Consider the following 17,770-nt stretch of genomic DNA (forward strand, 5'->3'; position numbering starts at 1 on the left):
CATACTTCTTGGATACCGGCGTGTGGTTTACGGGGTTAAAAGCTGGTATTGTCCCGAAAGAAGGACATCCCTGAGCTGTCTGGTATCTAAGATCGTTTCATCGGTCTTAATGCCTCCCTTGGCAACATCCTCCAGCTCATGAAAATCGCTTCCGGAGGATTCGATCATATGAAATTCATCGGTCCATTCGCGCGCAAGCTCATTCCGGTTGTCGTGTCTCGGATTGCCGTTGTAGCTTTCGGCACCGTCCAGATACTGTGGATCGGCAGGATTGCAGTAGGTTCTGTATGGATGCGCCTGAAGCAGCAGAATGTCGTTGTCGTGGCACAAATTGTATAGCTCAGGCAGAGACATTTCATGAATATCCGGGTGTGTGAGGATAAATTCTTCGGTAATTCCATAAAGAAGATAGTCGTTCGGACTGCCCGGCAGATTTGCCTCCGCACCGAGAAGAACCGTAAAGCCGATCTGCCCGGCTGCCTTTCTGGCGGAGCGGTATCCATTTAAGAAATATTGCACATAATCGTCATTATCGGTAAGACCGCTGCGGTCCTGCGCCCATTTACAGTAATGATCGGTAATGACAATGGCATCATAACCTGCTTTCTGGTACAGAGCAGGAATTTTTGTGGCGGATACATTTGCACATGGACTCGCCTCGCTGGTGTGAGCATGCATTTCTATTTTCATCGGTGAGACCTCTTTTTATAATTCGTAAACGTAAGTTAATGTTGTGGGACAGCTGTTTGAAACCGCCACACTAGCGTTATCCTATCATTTTATGGAGTGCTTGTCAAAAATATGCGGAAATAATATAATGAAGAAAACGAGAACAGAATGGAGGAAGAAATATGCATAGTTTTCAGTCTTTTACAGCAGATATGCTGGAGTGCAGTCCGTTTGACAAAATTGGTAAGGAATGGATGTTAGTGACTGCCGGCAACGAGGAGAAGGTCAATACAATGACTGCTTCCTGGGGTGGCATGGGTGTAATGTGGGGCAAGAATGCGGCGTTTGTTGTGATCCGTCAGAGCCGTTACACAAAAGAGTTCATTGATCGTGAGGGAACATTTTCTCTGTCCTTCTTAGGAGAAAAGCACCGCAATATGCTCAAATATCTCGGAACTGTTTCCGGCAGAACCGAGGATAAGCTGAAGGAAGCCGGTGTGGAGATCGATTATCAGAACGGTGTTCCGTATGTGGATCAGGCGAATCTTGTGCTGATCTGCCGCGCGATGTCTGCGACAGAGATTAAACCGGAGGAGTTTCTGGATGGTGAGATTGATGAAAAATGGTATGCGGATAAGGATTATCATACCTTATATATTGCTGAGATCACGGATTTTCTGGCACGCTGATTGTGACTAAAATGTGATGAAAATATGTCAAAAGTACGGCAGAAAACAGTCATAAATGTGACAGCGTTTAAAATAGAAGAAATCTACAATGAATTGTAAAAACGAAACCCATGGAAAGCTAATGAATACCGTATTTTCCAGTGGTTTCCGCCTGTTTTTTGTCTTGTGACATTGACATAAAAATATGAGTGTGCTAATATGAGTTTGCAAATTTATATTCTTATTAAGGAGGCAATATTATGAGATTATCAAATGTAGCAAAAAGAGTATTTTCCGTTGCATTAGCAGCAACTGTTGCAGCATCTTCTATCGTTGCTGTACCACAGGTTTCCAAGAAGGCTGACGCTGCATCCAGCGCAACTGCATATCTTTGCTTCGCAAGTAAGGGCTATAATGGTGTTCTTTCAAACCATAATGTCTCAGACCGCAGCAAGGGTGTTATGAATGGAAACAAGAAGGCTTCTATTTCCGGAATCAAGCTTTCCAATGCAACCATCAAGAAGGGCAAGTTCACAGTTACTGTATCTGCTTCAGGTGCTAAGCTGAAATCCTTCGCAAAGGATAAGGGCTGGAACAGCATCTATGTTGATACAAGCCTTGCAGGTAAGGATAAGAAGAAACTCAAAGTTACTTCTGCAACCTTAAAGATCGATGGTAAGACTGTAAAGACAGTTAAGAAACCTACCCTCACTCCTGATCCGGGTGCAAAACAGGACTTTACTCAGGTAATGGTTGTTAATACCTGGAACAAGTATTCTCAGAAGAAGTACAAGGCAGCAAGCTGCAAGAAAATGCCTAAGAAGAGCATTTCTGTTACAATTTCCGGTACATTAAAATAATCTGACGTATTGTTGATTGTTTTACAGGATCGTGTAGATATTCTACATAACGAAAGGTGTATGGAAACGGATTGTTTCGTTTTCATGCACTTTTTTCTTTATTGTACTTTTTTTATTCGAAGAGGATATTTCCGGAGACTGATCCGTGTATAAAGTGAAAGGAGGGAAGCGGTGGCAATGACAACGACAGAGATAAAGCAGGATCTGAAAATAATATATGACAGAGAGTGCGACCGTATATATCGTATTGCCATGGTGTATCTGCGCAATGTCTGTGATGCGGAGGATGCAGTGCAGGCAGTCTTTGTGAAGCTGTTGGAAAAACCACAGTGCTTTGAGGATGAAGAGCACGAAAAGGCGTGGTTTATTCTGGTGACGAAAAATTACTGCAGGGATATATTGCGGTCATCGTGGAGAAAACGGATCGATCTGGGGGATATACCGGAGCGTGCATCGGAGGATGCGATGGAAAGCGATGTACTTATCCATATGATGAAGCTTCCCGTGAAATATCGGGAGGTGCTGTATCTGTATTATTATGAGGGGTACTCTGTGGGGGAGATGTCCAAAATGTTGGATAGAAAAGAGAGTACGATTCAGACACAGCTTGCCACAGCAAGAAAGAAGTTAAAAATCGAGTTGGAAAAGGAGGGATTTATCTATGCGGGAAAATGATGTACGGAAATTATTTGAACCTTTTGCGCTTGATGAAGAAAAAAAGGAGGAGCTGTGGACACAGATATCAAACAGGGGGGAACAGACAGAAGCAGAGGACGGGAGCCTTATTGTGTCAAAGCAGCGTAGACTGCGGGGATGGCATCGTGCTGTAGCAGCGGCAGCGATTGTGCTTCTTTTATGGGGGGCCGGCGCAGCAGTAAATGCAGCAACCGGAGGAAACCTGGCAAAGCAGATCAGGGAGTGGTTCCGACAGGCTGCTGATCCACAGACCGAACAGGATATCGTGGAAGAGGCGGTGACAATAGGCAGTAAAACGGGAGAAGTTTACGCACCGGATATTATGGCAAGGAATGAGAGGTATCTGGTGTTTGGCAATCTTCGAGGTATTCTGGTGTATGATCTGCAAAAGGACCGGCTTCTTGGGAGCATAGACACACAGAAAATCGGCTGTGCCTATTTTGGGACATACCGTACGCATACAAGACTGCTGCTGAAAAACAAAGATATTTATGTTTTTAATGAAAGTCAAGGCTCGCTAAAGGGAAAGCTGCATCAGTTCCGGATCCGGGAAGAGGAGATTTCGGATGGACAGAGTGAGGAAAAAATTGTCACGATCGGGACGATGACAGTGAAGAATGAGGCTGCGGATTTGTTCCGACAATGGAAGAAACAGGAAAAGACCAGGGATACGTTTGACACCTTTGCGGAGGATAAGGCTTATACGGATACAATGGGGTATCTGTGGCGTGGCGATCCCGCCCGTTACAGCAGAAATTCATACCCATGGAAAAGCGCAGACGGAAAGAAAACATTAAATTTTCTAACGATTCAGGATGGAATCTATCGGTTGTATGAATGTAATAGGAAAGACAAAAAGCTTGCGGTTTACAGGCTGTGCCTGACGGTGGAAGAACGAAAAAGAAGACCTCTGCCGGAGTTTCGTTATACCGGAAATGACCGGGCACTTGCGGCGATCATATCCTATCAGCAGGAACAGTATAAGGAAAAGGAAGGACAGGGCTGCTGGATTCCGGGCTTCATTATTTTCAAAAGGGTCTGGGAAGGGGATCAGTATCTTGTCTTTGGTTATTTTGGGGGGATCGGATACCGGAAGATCGGGAATATCCTGCAGTGCGTGGACGGAAGCAACGATCCGGCATGCTTCCATCTGAAAAAGACAGCAGACGGCTATCAGGTACAGAAGGTAGACTATACCGGGGATGGTGCATTTTATGGTAAGGGGATCCGCAAGTTTACCCGTAATTATCCGGGACTTTATAAAAAATATTTTCATTTTGATAATAACAAGAAAAAAAAGAACCATTTGAGATATCTTCAGATGTATGTAAAAAATAATGATCTGGATGTGAAATATTATATGGTATCCGAAGATCCGGTCAAGATTTTTAAATAATGTGACTCAAGCTTCGCACATGGAATGATACCTGAGCCCATACTATTTCTTATGTCCATAAAATGAAATATCCATTTTGCTTCGGAAAATAAGTTGATCCGTGAGCTATGTCTAAAAAATTGACGCAGATCAGTAGGATTTCTGAAAAATCTTTGCTTTGCAATGCTTTGATAAATACGCATCCGCATGACTGAGCCCTATAGGTGGGCTCAGCTATTTCGGACGGCACGCTCCCGCTACCACTGCACCACGCAGCGGTACGTAACGCCCCAAGTATTAAATAATTATAAATATGTATTTGTGCTACTTGGGGCGTAAGTACCGGCGGGTGCAAGTGCCTCTCGAAACATCTGATTCCCACCTTGGGGCGAGTACGGTAGGATGCGTTTATCGAAGATCAAAGCAGCAAAGCAATCAGATTTTTCGAAATCCGTTAGTGACAAGACAATTTTTTAGACATAGCTCACGGATTTTTTATGTGTTGGCAGGCAAAATGTGATTTCGAAATAATCGGACATAAGAAATGTGGTATGGGCGCAATCAAATAATCGGTATGCGAAGACTGAGTAACCGCACACATAAAATATGACCAGATAGCCACAGGCTATCTGGTCATATTTTTAATGTCATCGATCAACTGCAGATCGTCTGTTGTCAGTTTCAGATTGGTGGAAAGCTCGCGACCTTCCGGAGTCGTAATGTTGATCTCAAGGATGGTTCCTTCTCTCATGACATCATTGGCTGCGGCTGCCTGCAGAAATTTTGGAAACTTCGGGTGGGAGACAGTGAACCGCTCCCAGGAGCTTTTAATCTTAAAAATCATTGCCGGATTGATCATTGATTTGTCCTCTTTTCTTTGGAATTGTTCTTTCCCATATTATCATAATCCGAATAATAATCAAGAGTGCCGGAAATTCTTATTTCACATACGGAAAGCCGAGAAAATGATCAACCATATCTTTAGTTGTATTTTGCTTTGGAGTGTTATAAAATGGAGAGGAGAGAGATGGTGGTCAGCCGGGTATTCTGTGCCCGGGATGATCCGGAGGGACTGAGTCTGACAAGAGAGATGATGATCACATTCCGGGAACAGAAGAAACGGGAGTATGGACAAGGGTAGTTGTCTGATGACAGAAGATATGAGAAAATAAACGGGGGAATAAGCAGGAATATTGCCTGAGAATAAAATAAATGATAAAATACGAATATTAAGAGGCTGAATCAGCTTTCGGAAATGAGGATGAATATGACAAATTTTGACTATTATGCACCGACAAAGGTGGTTTTTGGAAAAGGAACAGAAAATCAGGTAGGAGAACTGGTGAAGGAGCAGGGCTGCAGCAAGGTACTGGTTCATTATGGCAGTGGAAGTGTTATCAAAAGCGGATTGTTAGACCGGATCCTTCAGGCACTTGACAAGGCAGGTGTTTCGTATGTTTCTCTGGGAGGCGTTGTGCCAAACCCAAGACTTTCCCTTGTTTATGAAGGTATTGAACTGTGCAAGAAGGAGCAGGTTGATTTCATTCTTGCCGTGGGCGGCGGCAGCGTGATCGATTCCTCAAAGGCGATCGGTTATGGTGTAGAAAACGGCGGTGATGTCTGGGATTTCTATGAGAGAAAGCGTGAGGCAACGTCCTGCCTGCCGATCGGCGTTGTTCTTACGATCGCAGCGGCGGGCTCTGAGATGAGCAATTCCTCTGTGATCACCAATGAGAATGGCTGGTTAAAGAGAGGCTATGGAAATGACTGTTGTCGTGCAAGATTTGCGGTGATGGATCCGGAGCTTACAATGACTCTGCCGAAGTATCAGACGGCGAGCGGCTGTGTGGATATCATGATGCATACGATGGAGCGTTATTTTAATCAGGAGGAGAATCTGGATCTGACGGATGGTTTCAGTGAGCATCTGATCCGGACGGTCATGGAGAATGCACAGATCCTGATGAAGGAGCCGGACAATTACAAGGCACGCGCAGAGGTGATGTGGGCAGGAAGTCTGTCGCACAATGGACTGACCGGATGTGGTACGGCAGGCGGTGACTGGGCGAGCCATCAGCTGGAGCATGAGCTTGGCGGCATGTTTGATGTGGCGCACGGAGCAGGTCTTGCAGCTGTCTGGGGAAGCTGGGCGAGATATGTGCTGGATGGTAATCCGGCGAGATTTGCGCAGTTTGCTGTCCGTGTAATGGGACAGACAGAGGGGGACGATGAGAAAGAGACAGCACTTCGCGGTATTTGTGCCATGGAGGAGTTTTACCGCAGTGTTAATATGCCAACGAGTCTTGCCGAGCTTGGCATTCATCCGAGTGATGAAGAGCTTCGTGAACTGGCAGAAAAGTGCAGCCATTTTGGAAAGAGAACGGTTGGCTACATAAAGAAGCTGGATCAGGAGGATATGTATCAGATATATAAGAAGGCACTGTAACAATACAGAGGCTTAAGGCAGGGGAGCTATGATTACATTAAATGATTATTTGTATTCGGGGGATACGGTTCTTCGAATCTTACAGAAATACAGCAGTGATCTGGAATTGGAGGCGGCAGCCGCCGGCAATGAGATCGATCTGGTTCATTGCAGCTTTTTGAATCAGATCAAGGACATGCTGGAGCATAATGATTTCCTGACGGCACAGTCGCAGAAAATCCGTGAGTTTTATATGCACATGGCAAAAGAGTATCCGTTTTTAGCGTTTACCTTTAAGGGACGGATCAAATCGCTGATCCGTGCCGAGGAGAAATTTAACGGATATATCGTCGAATATATTTACGATTACTATGGGAAATACCATCGTTTCCCGGACACGGAGGAGATCAAAAGCAGACTTGACTGTTTTCGTGATCTGATCGCATACCGCATTGTGATCTCGATTCCGAAATGTCACTTGCAGGAGGGACAGAGCAGGGAGGACGAGGAGATCCGCTACCTGTATGAGATTGCTAATATGCTGCCGGGATTTATGGAACAGAGGGGATTCCGGGCAGAGTCGGCGAAGGGGGTAAAGGAGAGCCTTTCGGACAGAATGGAAGCGGCGGTACGTCCATATTACAGAGATTATATTTCTGATGAAGGAGAATATGGTTACCGCTCTTTACATATTACATTTTATGATGACACTGCAAAATGCTTTATGGAGGTGCAATTAAGAACAAAAGCGATGGATGATAATGCAGAGATTGGTCCTGCCAATCATTTGGGTTATGAGAAGCGTCAGGAGAATGAGCGGGCCAGAAGGGATGTGATCCCGGAGGGAGAGTGCAGCTGCTTTGATGAGGCGTACGAGAGAGGAATGCGTTTGCAGCAGCTTGCGTTAAATAGGCTCGATGTCAATATGTTTTCCGCTGTCAATAACAGTCTGATCAATGATGGCTGTGGCCTGTACCGCGGACGCCTGATCTTGCCGTATGAGCATCTGTCACGCTTTCAGAATGATCTGACATAAAGGGAAGCACATGGCAGCAGGACGCTGCCGTCAAAGGAGGAGATGAAATGAGAAAACGCAAAGGAAAAGTATTTCAGAAGCTGGCACTGACCCTATCGGCGGCGTTTCTGCTTACCGGCTGTAATGCTGTAAAAACCGGCAGTCCGGATGATTATGCCACCAATAAGGGCTATGAGCAGAGCGAAGGCGACACTGCACAGAAGGGAGAAGGCGGTATCAGCAAGGATCAGATTAAGGTCGGCGTTCTTTATCTGTCCGATCCGGATGAGGGAAGTGGTTATTCCTACACGCATGATCTGGGTGTAAAGGGAATGCAGGAGAATCTTCTGCTGTCGGATGACCAGATTGAGCGTAAGATCGTGGATGATACCGATGAGGACGGAACGAAGAAAGCGATTGAGGAGTGTGTTTCGGACGGCTGTAATATTATTTTCACAACGAGCTGGGGCTATATGCAGGTTACGGCTGATATGGCGGAGAAATATCCGGATGTATATTTCTCTCATGGCACAGGATATATGTCCAATGGAAAGAACTTCAACAACTATTTTGGAAGGATCTATCAGGCAAGGTATCTGAGCGGAATTGTGGCCGGAATGAATACGAAAAACAACAAAATCGGCTATGTGGCAGCGCAGGATTCGTCAAATGCAGAGGTGACCGGAGGCATCGATGCGTTTGCGATCGGTGTTGAGTCGGTTAATCCAAAAGCGAAGATCTATGTGGATGTCACGAACAGCTGGTACGATGAAAAGAAAGAGAAGAAAGCCTCTGAGCGGCTGTTAAGCATGGGGTGTGATGTGATGACACAGCATTGTGATACATCGTATCCGCAGACGCTGGCACAGGAAAAAGGAGTGTACGGAATCGGATACAATTCCGATATGAGTAAGGAGACGCCTAAGTCCTGTCTGACCAGCGTGATCTGGAACTGGAGTGCTTATTATACGGCAGCGGTCAAGAGTGTGATCGACGGTACCTGGGACGGCAGTAACTATTATGGTGGTATGGCAGAGGGACTTGTAGAGATCACAGATCTTGCTTCCTTTGCAGCGGATGGAACACAGCAGAAGGTAGATGAAGCAACAGCAGAGATCCTGAGCGGACAGAACAATGTTTTTGATGGCGTTCTGGAGACGAACACCGGAAAGAAGATCGGTCAGAAGGGAAAAACACTGGATGATGCCACGATCACGGGAAAGATCAACTGGTATTATCGCAATGTTGTTGTAATAAAGTAAAGGAGATGCGTATGAAAATCACGTTACGGAAAAAGATTATATTAAGTGCGGTTTTGCCCCTGATGCTTCTGGGGATCAGTGTGATCATTATAGCGGCAACAATCGTAAAGGGCGCGATCATCAGTAAGGTGGAGGAGTCATTGAAGGGTACAGCGGTTGCAACACAGGCGGCGTATGACCAGAATACGGGCTCGTATCTGAAGGCGGAAAACGGTGCGATCTGGAAGGGAAGCTATAATATTTCCCAGTCGGAAACGCTGGTGGATACGATCAAGAAAGAATCCGGCATGGAGGTTACGTTTTTCTATGGCTCCGACCGTATTATGACGTCGGCAACGGACAAGGATGGCAACAGACTGCTTGGAAGTCCGGCAGGAGATAAGATCGTCAAAACGGTTTTAAAGGGCGGTAAAGAATATTTCAGTGATAATGTATCGATGGACGGTACGATCTATTACGGATATTATGTGCCGATTTATCAGGACGGAACAACGAGTGAGCCGATCGGCATGGTGTTTGCCGGACAGGAGAAGCAGAAAACTTTCCATAGTGTGCTGGAGATCATTAATACGATCGTGGTGATTGTTCTGATCCTTATGGTTGTGTGTAGTATTGCGGTAGGAATCAGTGCCAATTCGATTACGAAAGCACTGAATAAAAGTATTGACGAGGTGATGGAGGTTTCATCGGGCAATCTGAACGTAAAGCAGAATCAGAAGCTGTTACGCAGAAAGGATGAGATTGGAAATCTTTCCAGAGCGATCCATAATCTGCAGGAGGAGCTTTGCAAGATCGTCGGAGATATCAAAGAAAGTACGGATACTCTGCTGCAGGCGTCCAATACTCTTGAGGAGACTTCTCATTATACCTACAATGGGATCGGTGAAGTCAATCATGCGATGGATACGATCACGGACGGAGCAAACAGACAGGCAGAAGATGTCGGAAGTGCTTCCCAGAATGTGCGTGATATGGGAGATCTTATCTTAAAGACCGGCCGCGAGGCAGATAGCCTTGAGAGCAGCGCCGACAGCATGAAGGATGCCAGTGACAAAACGGCAGTCACGATCAATGGTCTGCGTGGCATCAGTGCCGATGTAAAGGAAGCAGTCGCACAGATTGTGGAGCAGACGGCACAGACGAACAGTTCAGCACAGAGCATCCGCGAGGCGTCTCTGTTTATTTCACAGATTGCCGAGGAAACAAATCTGTTGTCACTGAATGCGAGTATTGAGGCGGCACGCGCCGGTGAAGCGGGAAGAGGCTTTGCGGTGGTAGCATCACAGATCCAGAAGCTGGCAGAGCAGTCCAATGCGGCCAGCGGCAATATCGAAGAGATGGTCAATACTCTTCTGAAAAATTCCGAGCGAGTGGTTGGCACCATGGCACAGACCCAGGAGGTGATCGAGCGGCAGAACGAATATATTGCCAACACGGAGCAAAGTGTGGCGAGCGTGATGAAGCAGATTGAGACCTCGATCGGATATATCCGAAATATCGGACAGCAGATGAAAGCGCTGGAGGCTGCAAGAGCAGAGATCATACAGAGAATTGATGCCATGTCGGAGATTGCACAGAACAATGTAACGGGGACTTCTCAGACGACAAATGCACTGTCGGAGATGGCAGAGAGCTTCGGAAAGATCGAAAAGTCGACGGAAAATCTTCGTCAGACGGCAGATCTTCTGGCAGACAACATTGGTCACTTTACCGTATAGTTAACATACAGATAACGGAGGAAGAACATGGAGATTGATGTGGAAAACAGCGTGTATGGACAGAGGGCGAAACAGTTGTTTTTGGAGGGCTATAACTGCAGCCAGTCAGTATTTCTGGCGTTTGAGGACAAATATGACATGGATCACAGCACGGCCATGAAGCTAAGCTCATCCTTTGGTGGAGGAATGGGAAGACTCAGGGAGGTGTGCGGTGCTGTGTCCGGCATGTTTATGGTAGCCGGTATTTTGTACGGCTATGATGAACCGAAGGATTTTGAGGGCAAATCAGAGCATTATGCCAGAATACAGCAGCTTGCTGCAGAGTATCAGAAGAGGAACGGTTCGATCGTGTGCCGGGAACTTCTGGGGCTTGGCAAAGGTAAGGATGACCCGACTCCGTCAAAGCGGACGCAGGAGTATTATAAGAAGCGTCCATGCCCGGATCTGGCAGCAACGGCGGCGGCAATTATGGAGGCATATATCCGGGAACAGGAGAATGCATGATAAAATGCCGCTTGAAAGGAGTTGCGTATGAAGAAGGTGATGATCGTAGAAGACGAAAAAGTAATCTGTGAGGAGCTTTGTGACCTGTTGAAAAATGCAGGCTATGAGGCGGAGATCCTCACAGATTTTGCACATTCCGTGTCCGTTATTTTGGACAGCAATGCAGATCTGGTATTGCTTGATATCAATATTCCGAAGATGAATGGAGAGCAGGTGCTTCGGGAGCTCAGACAGCAGTCGGATGTGCCGGTGATCATGGTTACAAGCCGTACGGAGGAGCTGGATGAGGTTTTGTCGATGAGTTACGGCGCCGATGATTATATCACAAAGCCGTATAATCCAACGATTCTGCTGCTTCGGATCCAGGCTATCTTAAAGCGCACAGAGGTAAGCGGTACGGGCTCCTGCAGCTATCGGGATATCGCAGTGAATCCGGGGAAAGGTGTCCTTGATTCGGGACAGACCCAGATGATCCTGACCAAAAACGAAATGCTGATCTTTATGACACTGCTTCAGCATCAGGGGCAGATCGTGTCCAGAGATGAGCTGATGACAAGACTTTGGGACAACAGTGAATATATCAGTGATAATGCGCTGACGGTCAATATCAGCAGACTGCGGACAAAGCTTGCACAGCTGGGATATCCGGATGCAATTGAGACCAGAAAGAAACAGGGGTATGTACTGATATGAGGATAGGCAGATATTTACAGGACAGGTGTGTCATGATCGCTCTGTATGTGGCAGCTTTGGTGATTTGTGTTGTCTTTATGGCAGCCTGTGGCGTGGGAAAGGAGCTGATCGGCGCAGTTTCTGTAGTGATGAGCGTGGCGGCTCTTTTCGGACTGGTCTATGATTACTGCCGGAAGAACGCATATTATCAGCGTCTTTTTCAGAATCTTGACCGGCTGGATCAGAAGTACCTGATCCTCGAGACAATGAAACAGCCGGAATTTTATGAAGGCGAGCTGTTTGCGCAGGTTTTATATGAGGCTAATAAATCCATGACGGAGCAGGTCAACGAAAACCGCAGACAGATGAAGGATTTCAAGGACTTTATTGAAATGTGGGTTCATCAGGTTAAGCTTCCGGTGGCAAGTCTTTTGCTTTTGTGCCACAATCACCCGGAAAATCTGGATAAAAAGTTTGTAGAGCAGCTTCGACGCATTAACCGTTATACGGAGCAGGTGCTTTATTATACAAGGGCAGAGCATTCCGAGAAGGATTATCTGTTCCAGCGATGTTCATTGGCACAGATCGTGCATAAAGCCGCAATGAAGAATAAGGATGATCTTTTGGAGAATAAGGTGGAATTTCAGGTCAGCGGCTGCGATCATACCGTGGTGACGGATATGAAGTGGATGGAGTTTATTCTGGATCAGATCATCAATAACAGTATCAAATACCGTCGTGAAACAGATGCCATGATACAGATCAGTGCATCTGCTGAAAATGGGAAAACAATCCTGTCGATTAAGGACAACGGGATCGGGATTGCAGAGAGCGATCTGCCGAGACTGTTTGAGAAATCCTTTACCGGCGGCAACGGAAGGCTCCTTGACCGCATGGAAGCAAAGTCGACGGGAATGGGGCTTTATATTGCCAAAAACATGTGCGACAAGCTGGGGCATGAGATCCATGTTATTTCTGAGGAAGGTTCGTATACACAGGTCAACATTACATTTTTGTAATATACAGTCAGATTGGGCGAACGACAAATGGGAGATTCCCCGATACAATGTAGAAAACGTGATCAAGAAAGGGGAATCAACATGCAGAATACATTACATGTAGAACATTTGGAAAAATATTACGGGAGCAGATCGAGTCTGACAAAGGCAATCGATGATCTTTCATTTGATGTACAGCCGCAGGAGTTTGTGGCGATCATGGGTGCTTCCGGCAGCGGTAAGACGACGTTGCTTAACTGCATTTCCACAGTAGACCGTCCAACCGCGGGAAGTATTTATGTGGACGGAGAGAACGTCACCAAATTAAGAGGAGAGGCGTTAAATCGTTTCCGCAGAGAGCGGTTTGGATTTATCTTTCAGGATTTCAATCTGTTAGATACATTGACGGCATATGAAAATATCGCACTGGCGCTTTCCATTCAGAATGTAAAAGCAGCAGAGATTGACAAGCGGGTGCGTAAGGTGGCGAAGGAGTTAGACATTGCAAATGTTTTAAACAAGTATCCTTATGAGATGTCCGGCGGACAGAAGCAGAGAGTGGCATCGGCAAGGGCAGTTGTAACAAATCCCAAGCTGGTGCTGGCGGATGAACCGACAGGAGCGCTGGATTCCAAATCATCCCGGCTTTTGCTGGAGAAGTTTGCGTACCTGAATCAGGAACTTCAGGCGACGATTTTGATGGTGACACACGATTCGTTTTCGGCAAGCTATGCATCCAGAGTGATTTTTATTAAGGATGGAAAGCTGTTTCATGAGCTTCACAGAGGTGATTTATCGAAGAAGGAATTTTTCGGACAGATCATTGATGTTCTCACTCTGTTAGGAGGTGACGTCAGCGATGCTCTTTAAGATAGCCTTAAAAAACATGGGGAAAAGCATACGGGATTATGCGGTTTATTTCTTTACGATCGTGATCGGCGTAGCAATCTTTTATATCTTTAATTCGCTGGAATCGCAGACGGTGATGATGAATGTGTCAAAGGATACCAGAGAGATTATTAAAATGATGATTACGATCATGTCGGGTTTAAGTGTATTTGTATCATTTGTTCTGGCATTTTTGATCATATATGCCAACCGGTTCCTGATGAAACGAAGAAACAGGGAGTTTGGTATTTACCTGACATTAGGAATGGGAAAACAGAAGGTGTCTACAATCCTGGTTTTGGAAACCTTGGTGGTTGGTATCGGCTCTCTGGCAGCAGGTCTGGCGATCGGTGTCGCTGCATCACAGTTTATGAGTGCGTTTGTTGCAAATATGTTTGATGCAGATATGAGTAAATATCGTTTCATTTTCTCGTTGTCTGCCTGTCGTAAAACGATCCTGTGTTTTGTGATCATTTACGCCGTTGTGATTATTTTTAATACCGTCAATGTCAGCCGTTTAAAGCTGATCGATCTGATCTATGCCGGCAGAAAATCAGAGAAGCTTCGCATGAAAAATCCATGGCTTTGTACACTGGTCTTTGTGGCTGCCGCAGCCGTGCTGGCAAACTGCTATTACCGGGTCGGATTCCATGCCGTAGATATTTCGCTCAAGGGAATGAGTTGGGTGATCGTCGCAGGAATGATCTGCACATTTTTAATCTTCTGGTCCGTTTCCGGATTATTGCTTCGTGTTGTGATGTCCATGAAAAGCTTATATTACAAAGGACTCAACAGCTTTGTGCTGCGGCAGTTAAGTAGTAAGATCAACACGACGGTATTTTCCATGACGATCATCTGCCTGATGCTGTTTGTCACGATCTGTATTCTTACCTCTGCATTTGCAATCAAAAATACAATGACCAGCAACCTGAACAAAAAGGCACCGGTCGATATTGAGTTCAGCGCACTGATGAATCTGGATCGCTATGCATCGACGCAGGATGAATACAGCAAGAAGGAGATTGCCTCGTCCCATCGTACCGTAAAACAGAGATATAAGGACATTAAGGTTGATCTGGACGGATATCTGAAGGATTCCTGTGAGGTGTATGTCTACGGAAGTCCGGATTTTACCTTTGAGGACTTCTGCGGCGATAAGCTCGGTGATGTGAAAAAGAAGTATCCGCAAATGATCACAGACACCGGTGAAGATATTATAAAAATAAGCGATTATAACCGTCTGATGAAGCTGTACGGAAGAAAGCAGTATACGCTGGCATCCGATGAATATATGGTGATTGCTGATTTCGATAATATGATGCAGCTTCGGGATGAGGTGCTTTCAAGCGGGCAGACGATTGAGGTGTTTGGAAGCACGTTAAAGCCAAAGTACCGCAAATGTCAGGAAGGCTTTTTGGACATTTCCGCCCAGAGCCTGAATACGGGAATCATACTGGTGCCGGATGATGTCGTTCAGGAGAAATGGATCAAACAGGACTGCCTGTTTGGAAATTATAAGGCAGTCAGCAAGCAGGAAAAGCAGAAGCTTGAAAAGGAGATTAGAAGCAGCTCCTTAAAAGGAAAATATATTTATGCATCCAAGCAGGAACTGGCAGATGCGAGCCTGGGGCTGAGTGCGCTGGTGACCTTTATCGGTCTGTATCTTGGTATCGTATTTCTGATGGCGGGGGCCGCAATTCTCGCGTTAAAGGAGCTTTCAGAGAGTGCGGATAATGTGGAGCGTTACCGGATGCTTCGAAAGCTTGGCGTGGAAAATAAAATGTTAAACGGCGCGTTGTTTAAGCAGATCGTGATCTTCTTTCTCTGTCCGCTTTTACTTGCCATCACCCATTCTTATTTCGGAATGCGGTTTGCCGTTGATGTCCTGTCTTATATGGTACAAAAGGATCAGATGCTTTCGTCTACGCTGCTTGCAGTGGCGATCATTGCCGTGATCTATGGGGGTTATCTGGTCATCACCTACTTTAGCAGCAAGTCGATCATTCGGGAGTAATTGGGGGAGATTGTCATTTGTAAAAGAAACATAAGTTTGCTATAATGGAGGTATGAAAGAACGGATATATATTGCCATTGACCTGAAATCATTTTATGCATCGGTGGAGTGTGTGGAGCGGGGACTGAATCCTCTCACCACGAACCTTGTTGTTGCCGATGCCAGTCGAACAGAGAAAACAATATGTCTGGCGGTCTCGCCGTCCCTGAAAAGCTATGGGATATCGGGACGTGCCAGACTTTTTGAAGTGGTTGAAACAGTCCGGCGTATCAATGCGCAGAGAAGAGAAAAGGCACCGGGACACCGTCTGGAGGGAGAGTCGTTTCTTGCTGCAGAGCTGTCGGCGGATCCAAAGCTGGCGCTGGGGTATATTGCAGCACCGCCGCGGATGGCGTATTACATGGAGTACAGTACAAGGATTTATGATATCTATTTGAAATATGTAGCACCGGAGGATATGCATGTGTATTCGGTCGATGAGGTTTTTATGGATGTGACCGATTATCTGGACACATATCAGATGACACCGGAGCGTCTTGCTGCCACGATCATACAGGATGTGCTTGACAGCACAGGGATCACAGCAACAGCTGGGATCGGAAGTAATCTGTATCTGTGCAAGATCGCAATGGATGTGGAAGCGAAGCATATTGAGCCGGATGAAAACGGTGTGCGGATCGCGAGACTGGATGAGATGAGTTACCGACGAAATCTCTGGAATCATCAGCCAATCACAGATTTCTGGCGTGTCGGACCGGGCTATGCAAGGAAGTTGGCGCAGGCAGGCATGTACACGATGGGGGATGTGGCAAGATGCTCGATCGGCAGGGATACCGATTATTATAACGAGGATCTGCTCTACCGGCTTTTTGGTGTCAATGCAGAGCTTCTGATCGACCACGCCTGGGGCTGGGAACCCTGCACGATCGCCCAGATCAAAAGCTACCGTCCGGCAACGAACAGTCTTGGCTCCGGTCAGGTGTTATCCTGTCCGTACGATTATGATAAAGCAAGGCTTGTAGTCAAGGAAATGACGGATCTTCTGGTATTAGAACTGGTAGATAAAGGACTTGTAACGGATCAGATGGTATTGACGGTCGGATATGATGTGGAGAATCTGGACCGGACCGGAAAGAAAAGTTACCGGGGTGAAGTGACAACGGACAGGTATGGCAGAAGGATTCCGAAGCATGCGCACGGAACGGTCAATCTTGATCGGAAAACTTCGTCAACGCATCAGATCCTGGAGGCGGTTTTGTCGTTGTATGACCGGATTGTCAATGAAAATCTGCTTGTCCGGCGAATCAATATTACCGCCAATCATGTGATCGATGAGAGAGATGCAGCACAGGAGGTGCAGTATGAGCAGCTCAGTCTTTTCGAGGATGTTGCTCTGGAGGAACAGAAGAAGGAAGAGGAAGAGAAGGAGCTTGCCAAGGAGAAACGCATGCAGCATGCCGTGATCGATATCAAAAAGAAATTTGGAAAAAATGCAATCTTGAAGGGCATGAATTTGGAGGAGGGCGCAACTGCCAGAGACAGGAACAGACAGATTGGAGGACACCGGGCATGAGAGAGCAAACAGATCCGTTTCCGTATGAGGATATTGTAAATCTGCCACATCATAGATCGCAGACACATCCGCATATGTCGATGGAGGAGAGGGCGGCCCAGTTTTCTTCCTTTGCGGCGCTGACCGGTCACAAGGAGGCGGTGCGGGAAAAGGCACGCCGGACCAGTGAACGCATGGAGCTGGATGAAGACCAGAAGGTACGGCTGGATGAGATGCTGCAGGTTCTGTTGAAGGAGCATGGGTATGGAGCCCGGTTTACGGTATTTCGCCCGGATGAAAGGAAAAGCGGAGGGGTGTATGTGACGGTAGACGGTGTGGTAAAGAGCGTAGACGCATATGCGAAAGTCATAAAGCTCGAGAGCGGGGAAAGTCTGAATATTGCGGATGTTGTGGACATTTCCATACGGGGAGGGAATTGACGATTTTTCGAAAA

18 protein-coding genes are annotated in these 17,770 nt (G+C 46.4%); 16 read left to right on the forward strand and 2 right to left on the reverse strand.

Features of this window, described 5'->3' with window-relative positions; genetic code table 11:
- Positions 1-27 precede the first annotated feature (27 nt).
- Positions 28-690 (reverse strand): PHP domain-containing protein, encoded by a 663-nt coding sequence (locus ACZLMD_RS00125; protein ID WP_482522270.1) that lies wholly within the window; start codon positions 688-690, stop codon positions 28-30.
- Positions 691-851: 161 nt separating this feature from the next.
- On the opposite strand from ACZLMD_RS00125, the gene ACZLMD_RS00130 reads away from it, so the two are divergent.
- From ACZLMD_RS00130 to ACZLMD_RS00145, 4 genes are all read left to right on the forward strand, one after another.
- On the forward strand, positions 852-1,358 hold the full coding sequence (locus ACZLMD_RS00130) for a flavin reductase family protein (RefSeq protein ID WP_022305019.1): 507 nt from the start codon (positions 852-854) through the stop codon (positions 1,356-1,358).
- 239 nt (positions 1,359-1,597) lie between these two features.
- Positions 1,598-2,197, forward strand: coding sequence for a hypothetical protein (locus ACZLMD_RS00135; RefSeq protein WP_118558864.1), 600 nt, complete (start codon positions 1,598-1,600; stop codon positions 2,195-2,197).
- A 177-nt stretch (positions 2,198-2,374) separates the two neighbouring features.
- Positions 2,375-2,872, forward strand: coding sequence for an RNA polymerase sigma factor (locus ACZLMD_RS00140; protein WP_118558865.1), 498 nt, complete (start codon positions 2,375-2,377; stop codon positions 2,870-2,872).
- Positions 2,859-4,289 carry a hypothetical protein gene (locus ACZLMD_RS00145; protein WP_489494894.1) on the forward strand — a complete coding sequence of 477 codons (1,431 nt, stop codon included), beginning with the start codon at positions 2,859-2,861 and terminating at the stop codon, positions 4,287-4,289. The genes ACZLMD_RS00140 and ACZLMD_RS00145 overlap by 14 nt, the downstream gene beginning before the upstream one ends.
- Positions 4,290-4,893: 604 nt before the next feature.
- Here the strand turns inward: ACZLMD_RS00145 and ACZLMD_RS00150 are convergent.
- Positions 4,894-5,127 carry a hypothetical protein gene (locus ACZLMD_RS00150; protein ID WP_118558867.1) on the reverse strand — a complete coding sequence of 78 codons (234 nt, stop codon included), beginning with the start codon at positions 5,125-5,127 and terminating at the stop codon, positions 4,894-4,896.
- A 153-nt stretch (positions 5,128-5,280) separates the two neighbouring features.
- Here ACZLMD_RS00150 and ACZLMD_RS00155 point away from each other — a divergent pair, with 153 nt between their 5' ends.
- The 12 genes from ACZLMD_RS00155 to ACZLMD_RS00210 all read left to right on the forward strand — a co-directional run bounded on the left by ACZLMD_RS00155 (position 5,281) and on the right by ACZLMD_RS00210 (position 17,756).
- The gene (locus ACZLMD_RS00155) at positions 5,281-5,409 is read left to right on the forward strand and encodes a hypothetical protein (RefSeq protein ID WP_482522315.1); all 129 of its coding nucleotides are present in this window, start codon (positions 5,281-5,283) and stop codon (positions 5,407-5,409) included.
- Positions 5,410-5,535: 126 nt separating this feature from the next.
- Positions 5,536-6,714: an iron-containing alcohol dehydrogenase gene (locus ACZLMD_RS00160; protein ID WP_489494895.1), complete on the forward strand. Its 1,179-nt coding sequence runs from the start codon at positions 5,536-5,538 to the stop codon at positions 6,712-6,714.
- Positions 6,715-6,742: 28 nt separating this feature from the next.
- Entirely contained in the window at positions 6,743-7,729 is a 987-nt protein-coding gene (locus ACZLMD_RS00165; protein ID WP_118558868.1) for a nucleotidyltransferase family protein, read from the forward strand.
- A 47-nt stretch (positions 7,730-7,776) separates the two neighbouring features.
- Positions 7,777-8,970 (forward strand): BMP family ABC transporter substrate-binding protein, encoded by a 1,194-nt coding sequence (locus ACZLMD_RS00170; RefSeq protein ID WP_486818028.1) that lies wholly within the window; start codon positions 7,777-7,779, stop codon positions 8,968-8,970.
- A gap of 11 nt (positions 8,971-8,981) precedes the next feature.
- Positions 8,982-10,688, forward strand: a complete 1,707-nt coding sequence (locus ACZLMD_RS00175) for a methyl-accepting chemotaxis protein (RefSeq protein WP_489494896.1) — start codon at positions 8,982-8,984, stop codon at positions 10,686-10,688.
- Between the two features lie 27 nt (positions 10,689-10,715).
- Positions 10,716-11,192 (forward strand): C-GCAxxG-C-C family protein, encoded by a 477-nt coding sequence (locus tag ACZLMD_RS00180; protein ID WP_022305830.1) that lies wholly within the window; start codon positions 10,716-10,718, stop codon positions 11,190-11,192.
- A gap of 27 nt (positions 11,193-11,219) precedes the next feature.
- On the forward strand, positions 11,220-11,885 hold the full coding sequence (locus ACZLMD_RS00185; RefSeq protein WP_482522035.1) for a response regulator transcription factor: 666 nt from the start codon (positions 11,220-11,222) through the stop codon (positions 11,883-11,885).
- Positions 11,882-12,883: a sensor histidine kinase gene (locus ACZLMD_RS00190; RefSeq protein WP_482522930.1), complete on the forward strand. Its 1,002-nt coding sequence runs from the start codon at positions 11,882-11,884 to the stop codon at positions 12,881-12,883. Before ACZLMD_RS00185 ends, ACZLMD_RS00190 begins: the two co-directional genes overlap by 4 nt.
- An 81-nt stretch (positions 12,884-12,964) precedes the next feature.
- The gene (locus ACZLMD_RS00195; protein WP_482522037.1) at positions 12,965-13,732 is read left to right on the forward strand and encodes an ABC transporter ATP-binding protein; all 768 of its coding nucleotides are present in this window, start codon (positions 12,965-12,967) and stop codon (positions 13,730-13,732) included.
- The gene (locus ACZLMD_RS00200; protein ID WP_489494897.1) at positions 13,722-15,764 is read left to right on the forward strand and encodes an FtsX-like permease family protein; all 2,043 of its coding nucleotides are present in this window, start codon (positions 13,722-13,724) and stop codon (positions 15,762-15,764) included. Before ACZLMD_RS00195 ends, ACZLMD_RS00200 begins: the two co-directional genes overlap by 11 nt.
- A gap of 52 nt (positions 15,765-15,816) precedes the next feature.
- Positions 15,817-17,337, forward strand: coding sequence for a Y-family DNA polymerase (locus ACZLMD_RS00205; protein ID WP_022305829.1), 1,521 nt, complete (start codon positions 15,817-15,819; stop codon positions 17,335-17,337).
- Complete coding sequence (locus tag ACZLMD_RS00210; RefSeq protein ID WP_482522039.1) at positions 17,334-17,756, forward strand: YolD-like family protein; 423 nt, start codon at positions 17,334-17,336, stop codon at positions 17,754-17,756. The genes ACZLMD_RS00205 and ACZLMD_RS00210 overlap by 4 nt, the downstream gene beginning before the upstream one ends.
- Positions 17,757-17,770 lie beyond the last annotated feature (14 nt).

The sequence above is a fragment of the Jutongia sp. genome, from assembly GCF_057878315.1.

Excerpts from the sequence above, each read along its gene's own strand:
- ACZLMD_RS00200 (WP_489494897.1), top strand. The coding sequence starts at position 13,722 with ATGCTCTTTAAGATAGCCTTAAAAAACATGGGGAAAAGCATACGGGAT.
- ACZLMD_RS00185 (WP_482522035.1), top strand. The coding sequence starts at position 11,220 with ATGAAGAAGGTGATGATCGTAGAAGACGAAAAAGTAATCTGTGAGGAG.
- ACZLMD_RS00175 (WP_489494896.1), top strand. The coding sequence starts at position 8,982 with ATGAAAATCACGTTACGGAAAAAGATTATATTAAGTGCGGTTTTGCCC.
- ACZLMD_RS00135 (WP_118558864.1), top strand. The coding sequence starts at position 1,598 with ATGAGATTATCAAATGTAGCAAAAAGAGTATTTTCCGTTGCATTAGCA.
- ACZLMD_RS00130 (WP_022305019.1), top strand. The coding sequence starts at position 852 with ATGCATAGTTTTCAGTCTTTTACAGCAGATATGCTGGAGTGCAGTCCG.
- ACZLMD_RS00190 (WP_482522930.1), top strand. The coding sequence starts at position 11,882 with ATGAGGATAGGCAGATATTTACAGGACAGGTGTGTCATGATCGCTCTG.
- ACZLMD_RS00160 (WP_489494895.1), top strand. The coding sequence starts at position 5,536 with ATGACAAATTTTGACTATTATGCACCGACAAAGGTGGTTTTTGGAAAA.
- ACZLMD_RS00180 (WP_022305830.1), top strand. The coding sequence starts at position 10,716 with ATGGAGATTGATGTGGAAAACAGCGTGTATGGACAGAGGGCGAAACAG.
- ACZLMD_RS00145 (WP_489494894.1), top strand. The coding sequence starts at position 2,859 with ATGCGGGAAAATGATGTACGGAAATTATTTGAACCTTTTGCGCTTGAT.
- ACZLMD_RS00195 (WP_482522037.1), top strand. The coding sequence starts at position 12,965 with ATGCAGAATACATTACATGTAGAACATTTGGAAAAATATTACGGGAGC.
- ACZLMD_RS00165 (WP_118558868.1), top strand. The coding sequence starts at position 6,743 with ATGATTACATTAAATGATTATTTGTATTCGGGGGATACGGTTCTTCGA.
- ACZLMD_RS00125 (WP_482522270.1), bottom strand. The coding sequence starts at position 690 with ATGAAAATAGAAATGCATGCTCACACCAGCGAGGCGAGTCCATGTGCA.
- ACZLMD_RS00150 (WP_118558867.1), bottom strand. The coding sequence starts at position 5,127 with ATGATCAATCCGGCAATGATTTTTAAGATTAAAAGCTCCTGGGAGCGG.
- ACZLMD_RS00210 (WP_482522039.1), top strand. The coding sequence starts at position 17,334 with ATGAGAGAGCAAACAGATCCGTTTCCGTATGAGGATATTGTAAATCTG.
- ACZLMD_RS00140 (WP_118558865.1), top strand. The coding sequence starts at position 2,375 with ATGACAACGACAGAGATAAAGCAGGATCTGAAAATAATATATGACAGA.
- ACZLMD_RS00170 (WP_486818028.1), top strand. The coding sequence starts at position 7,777 with ATGAGAAAACGCAAAGGAAAAGTATTTCAGAAGCTGGCACTGACCCTA.
- ACZLMD_RS00205 (WP_022305829.1), top strand. The coding sequence starts at position 15,817 with ATGAAAGAACGGATATATATTGCCATTGACCTGAAATCATTTTATGCA.
- ACZLMD_RS00155 (WP_482522315.1), top strand. The coding sequence starts at position 5,281 with ATGGAGAGGAGAGAGATGGTGGTCAGCCGGGTATTCTGTGCCCGGGAT.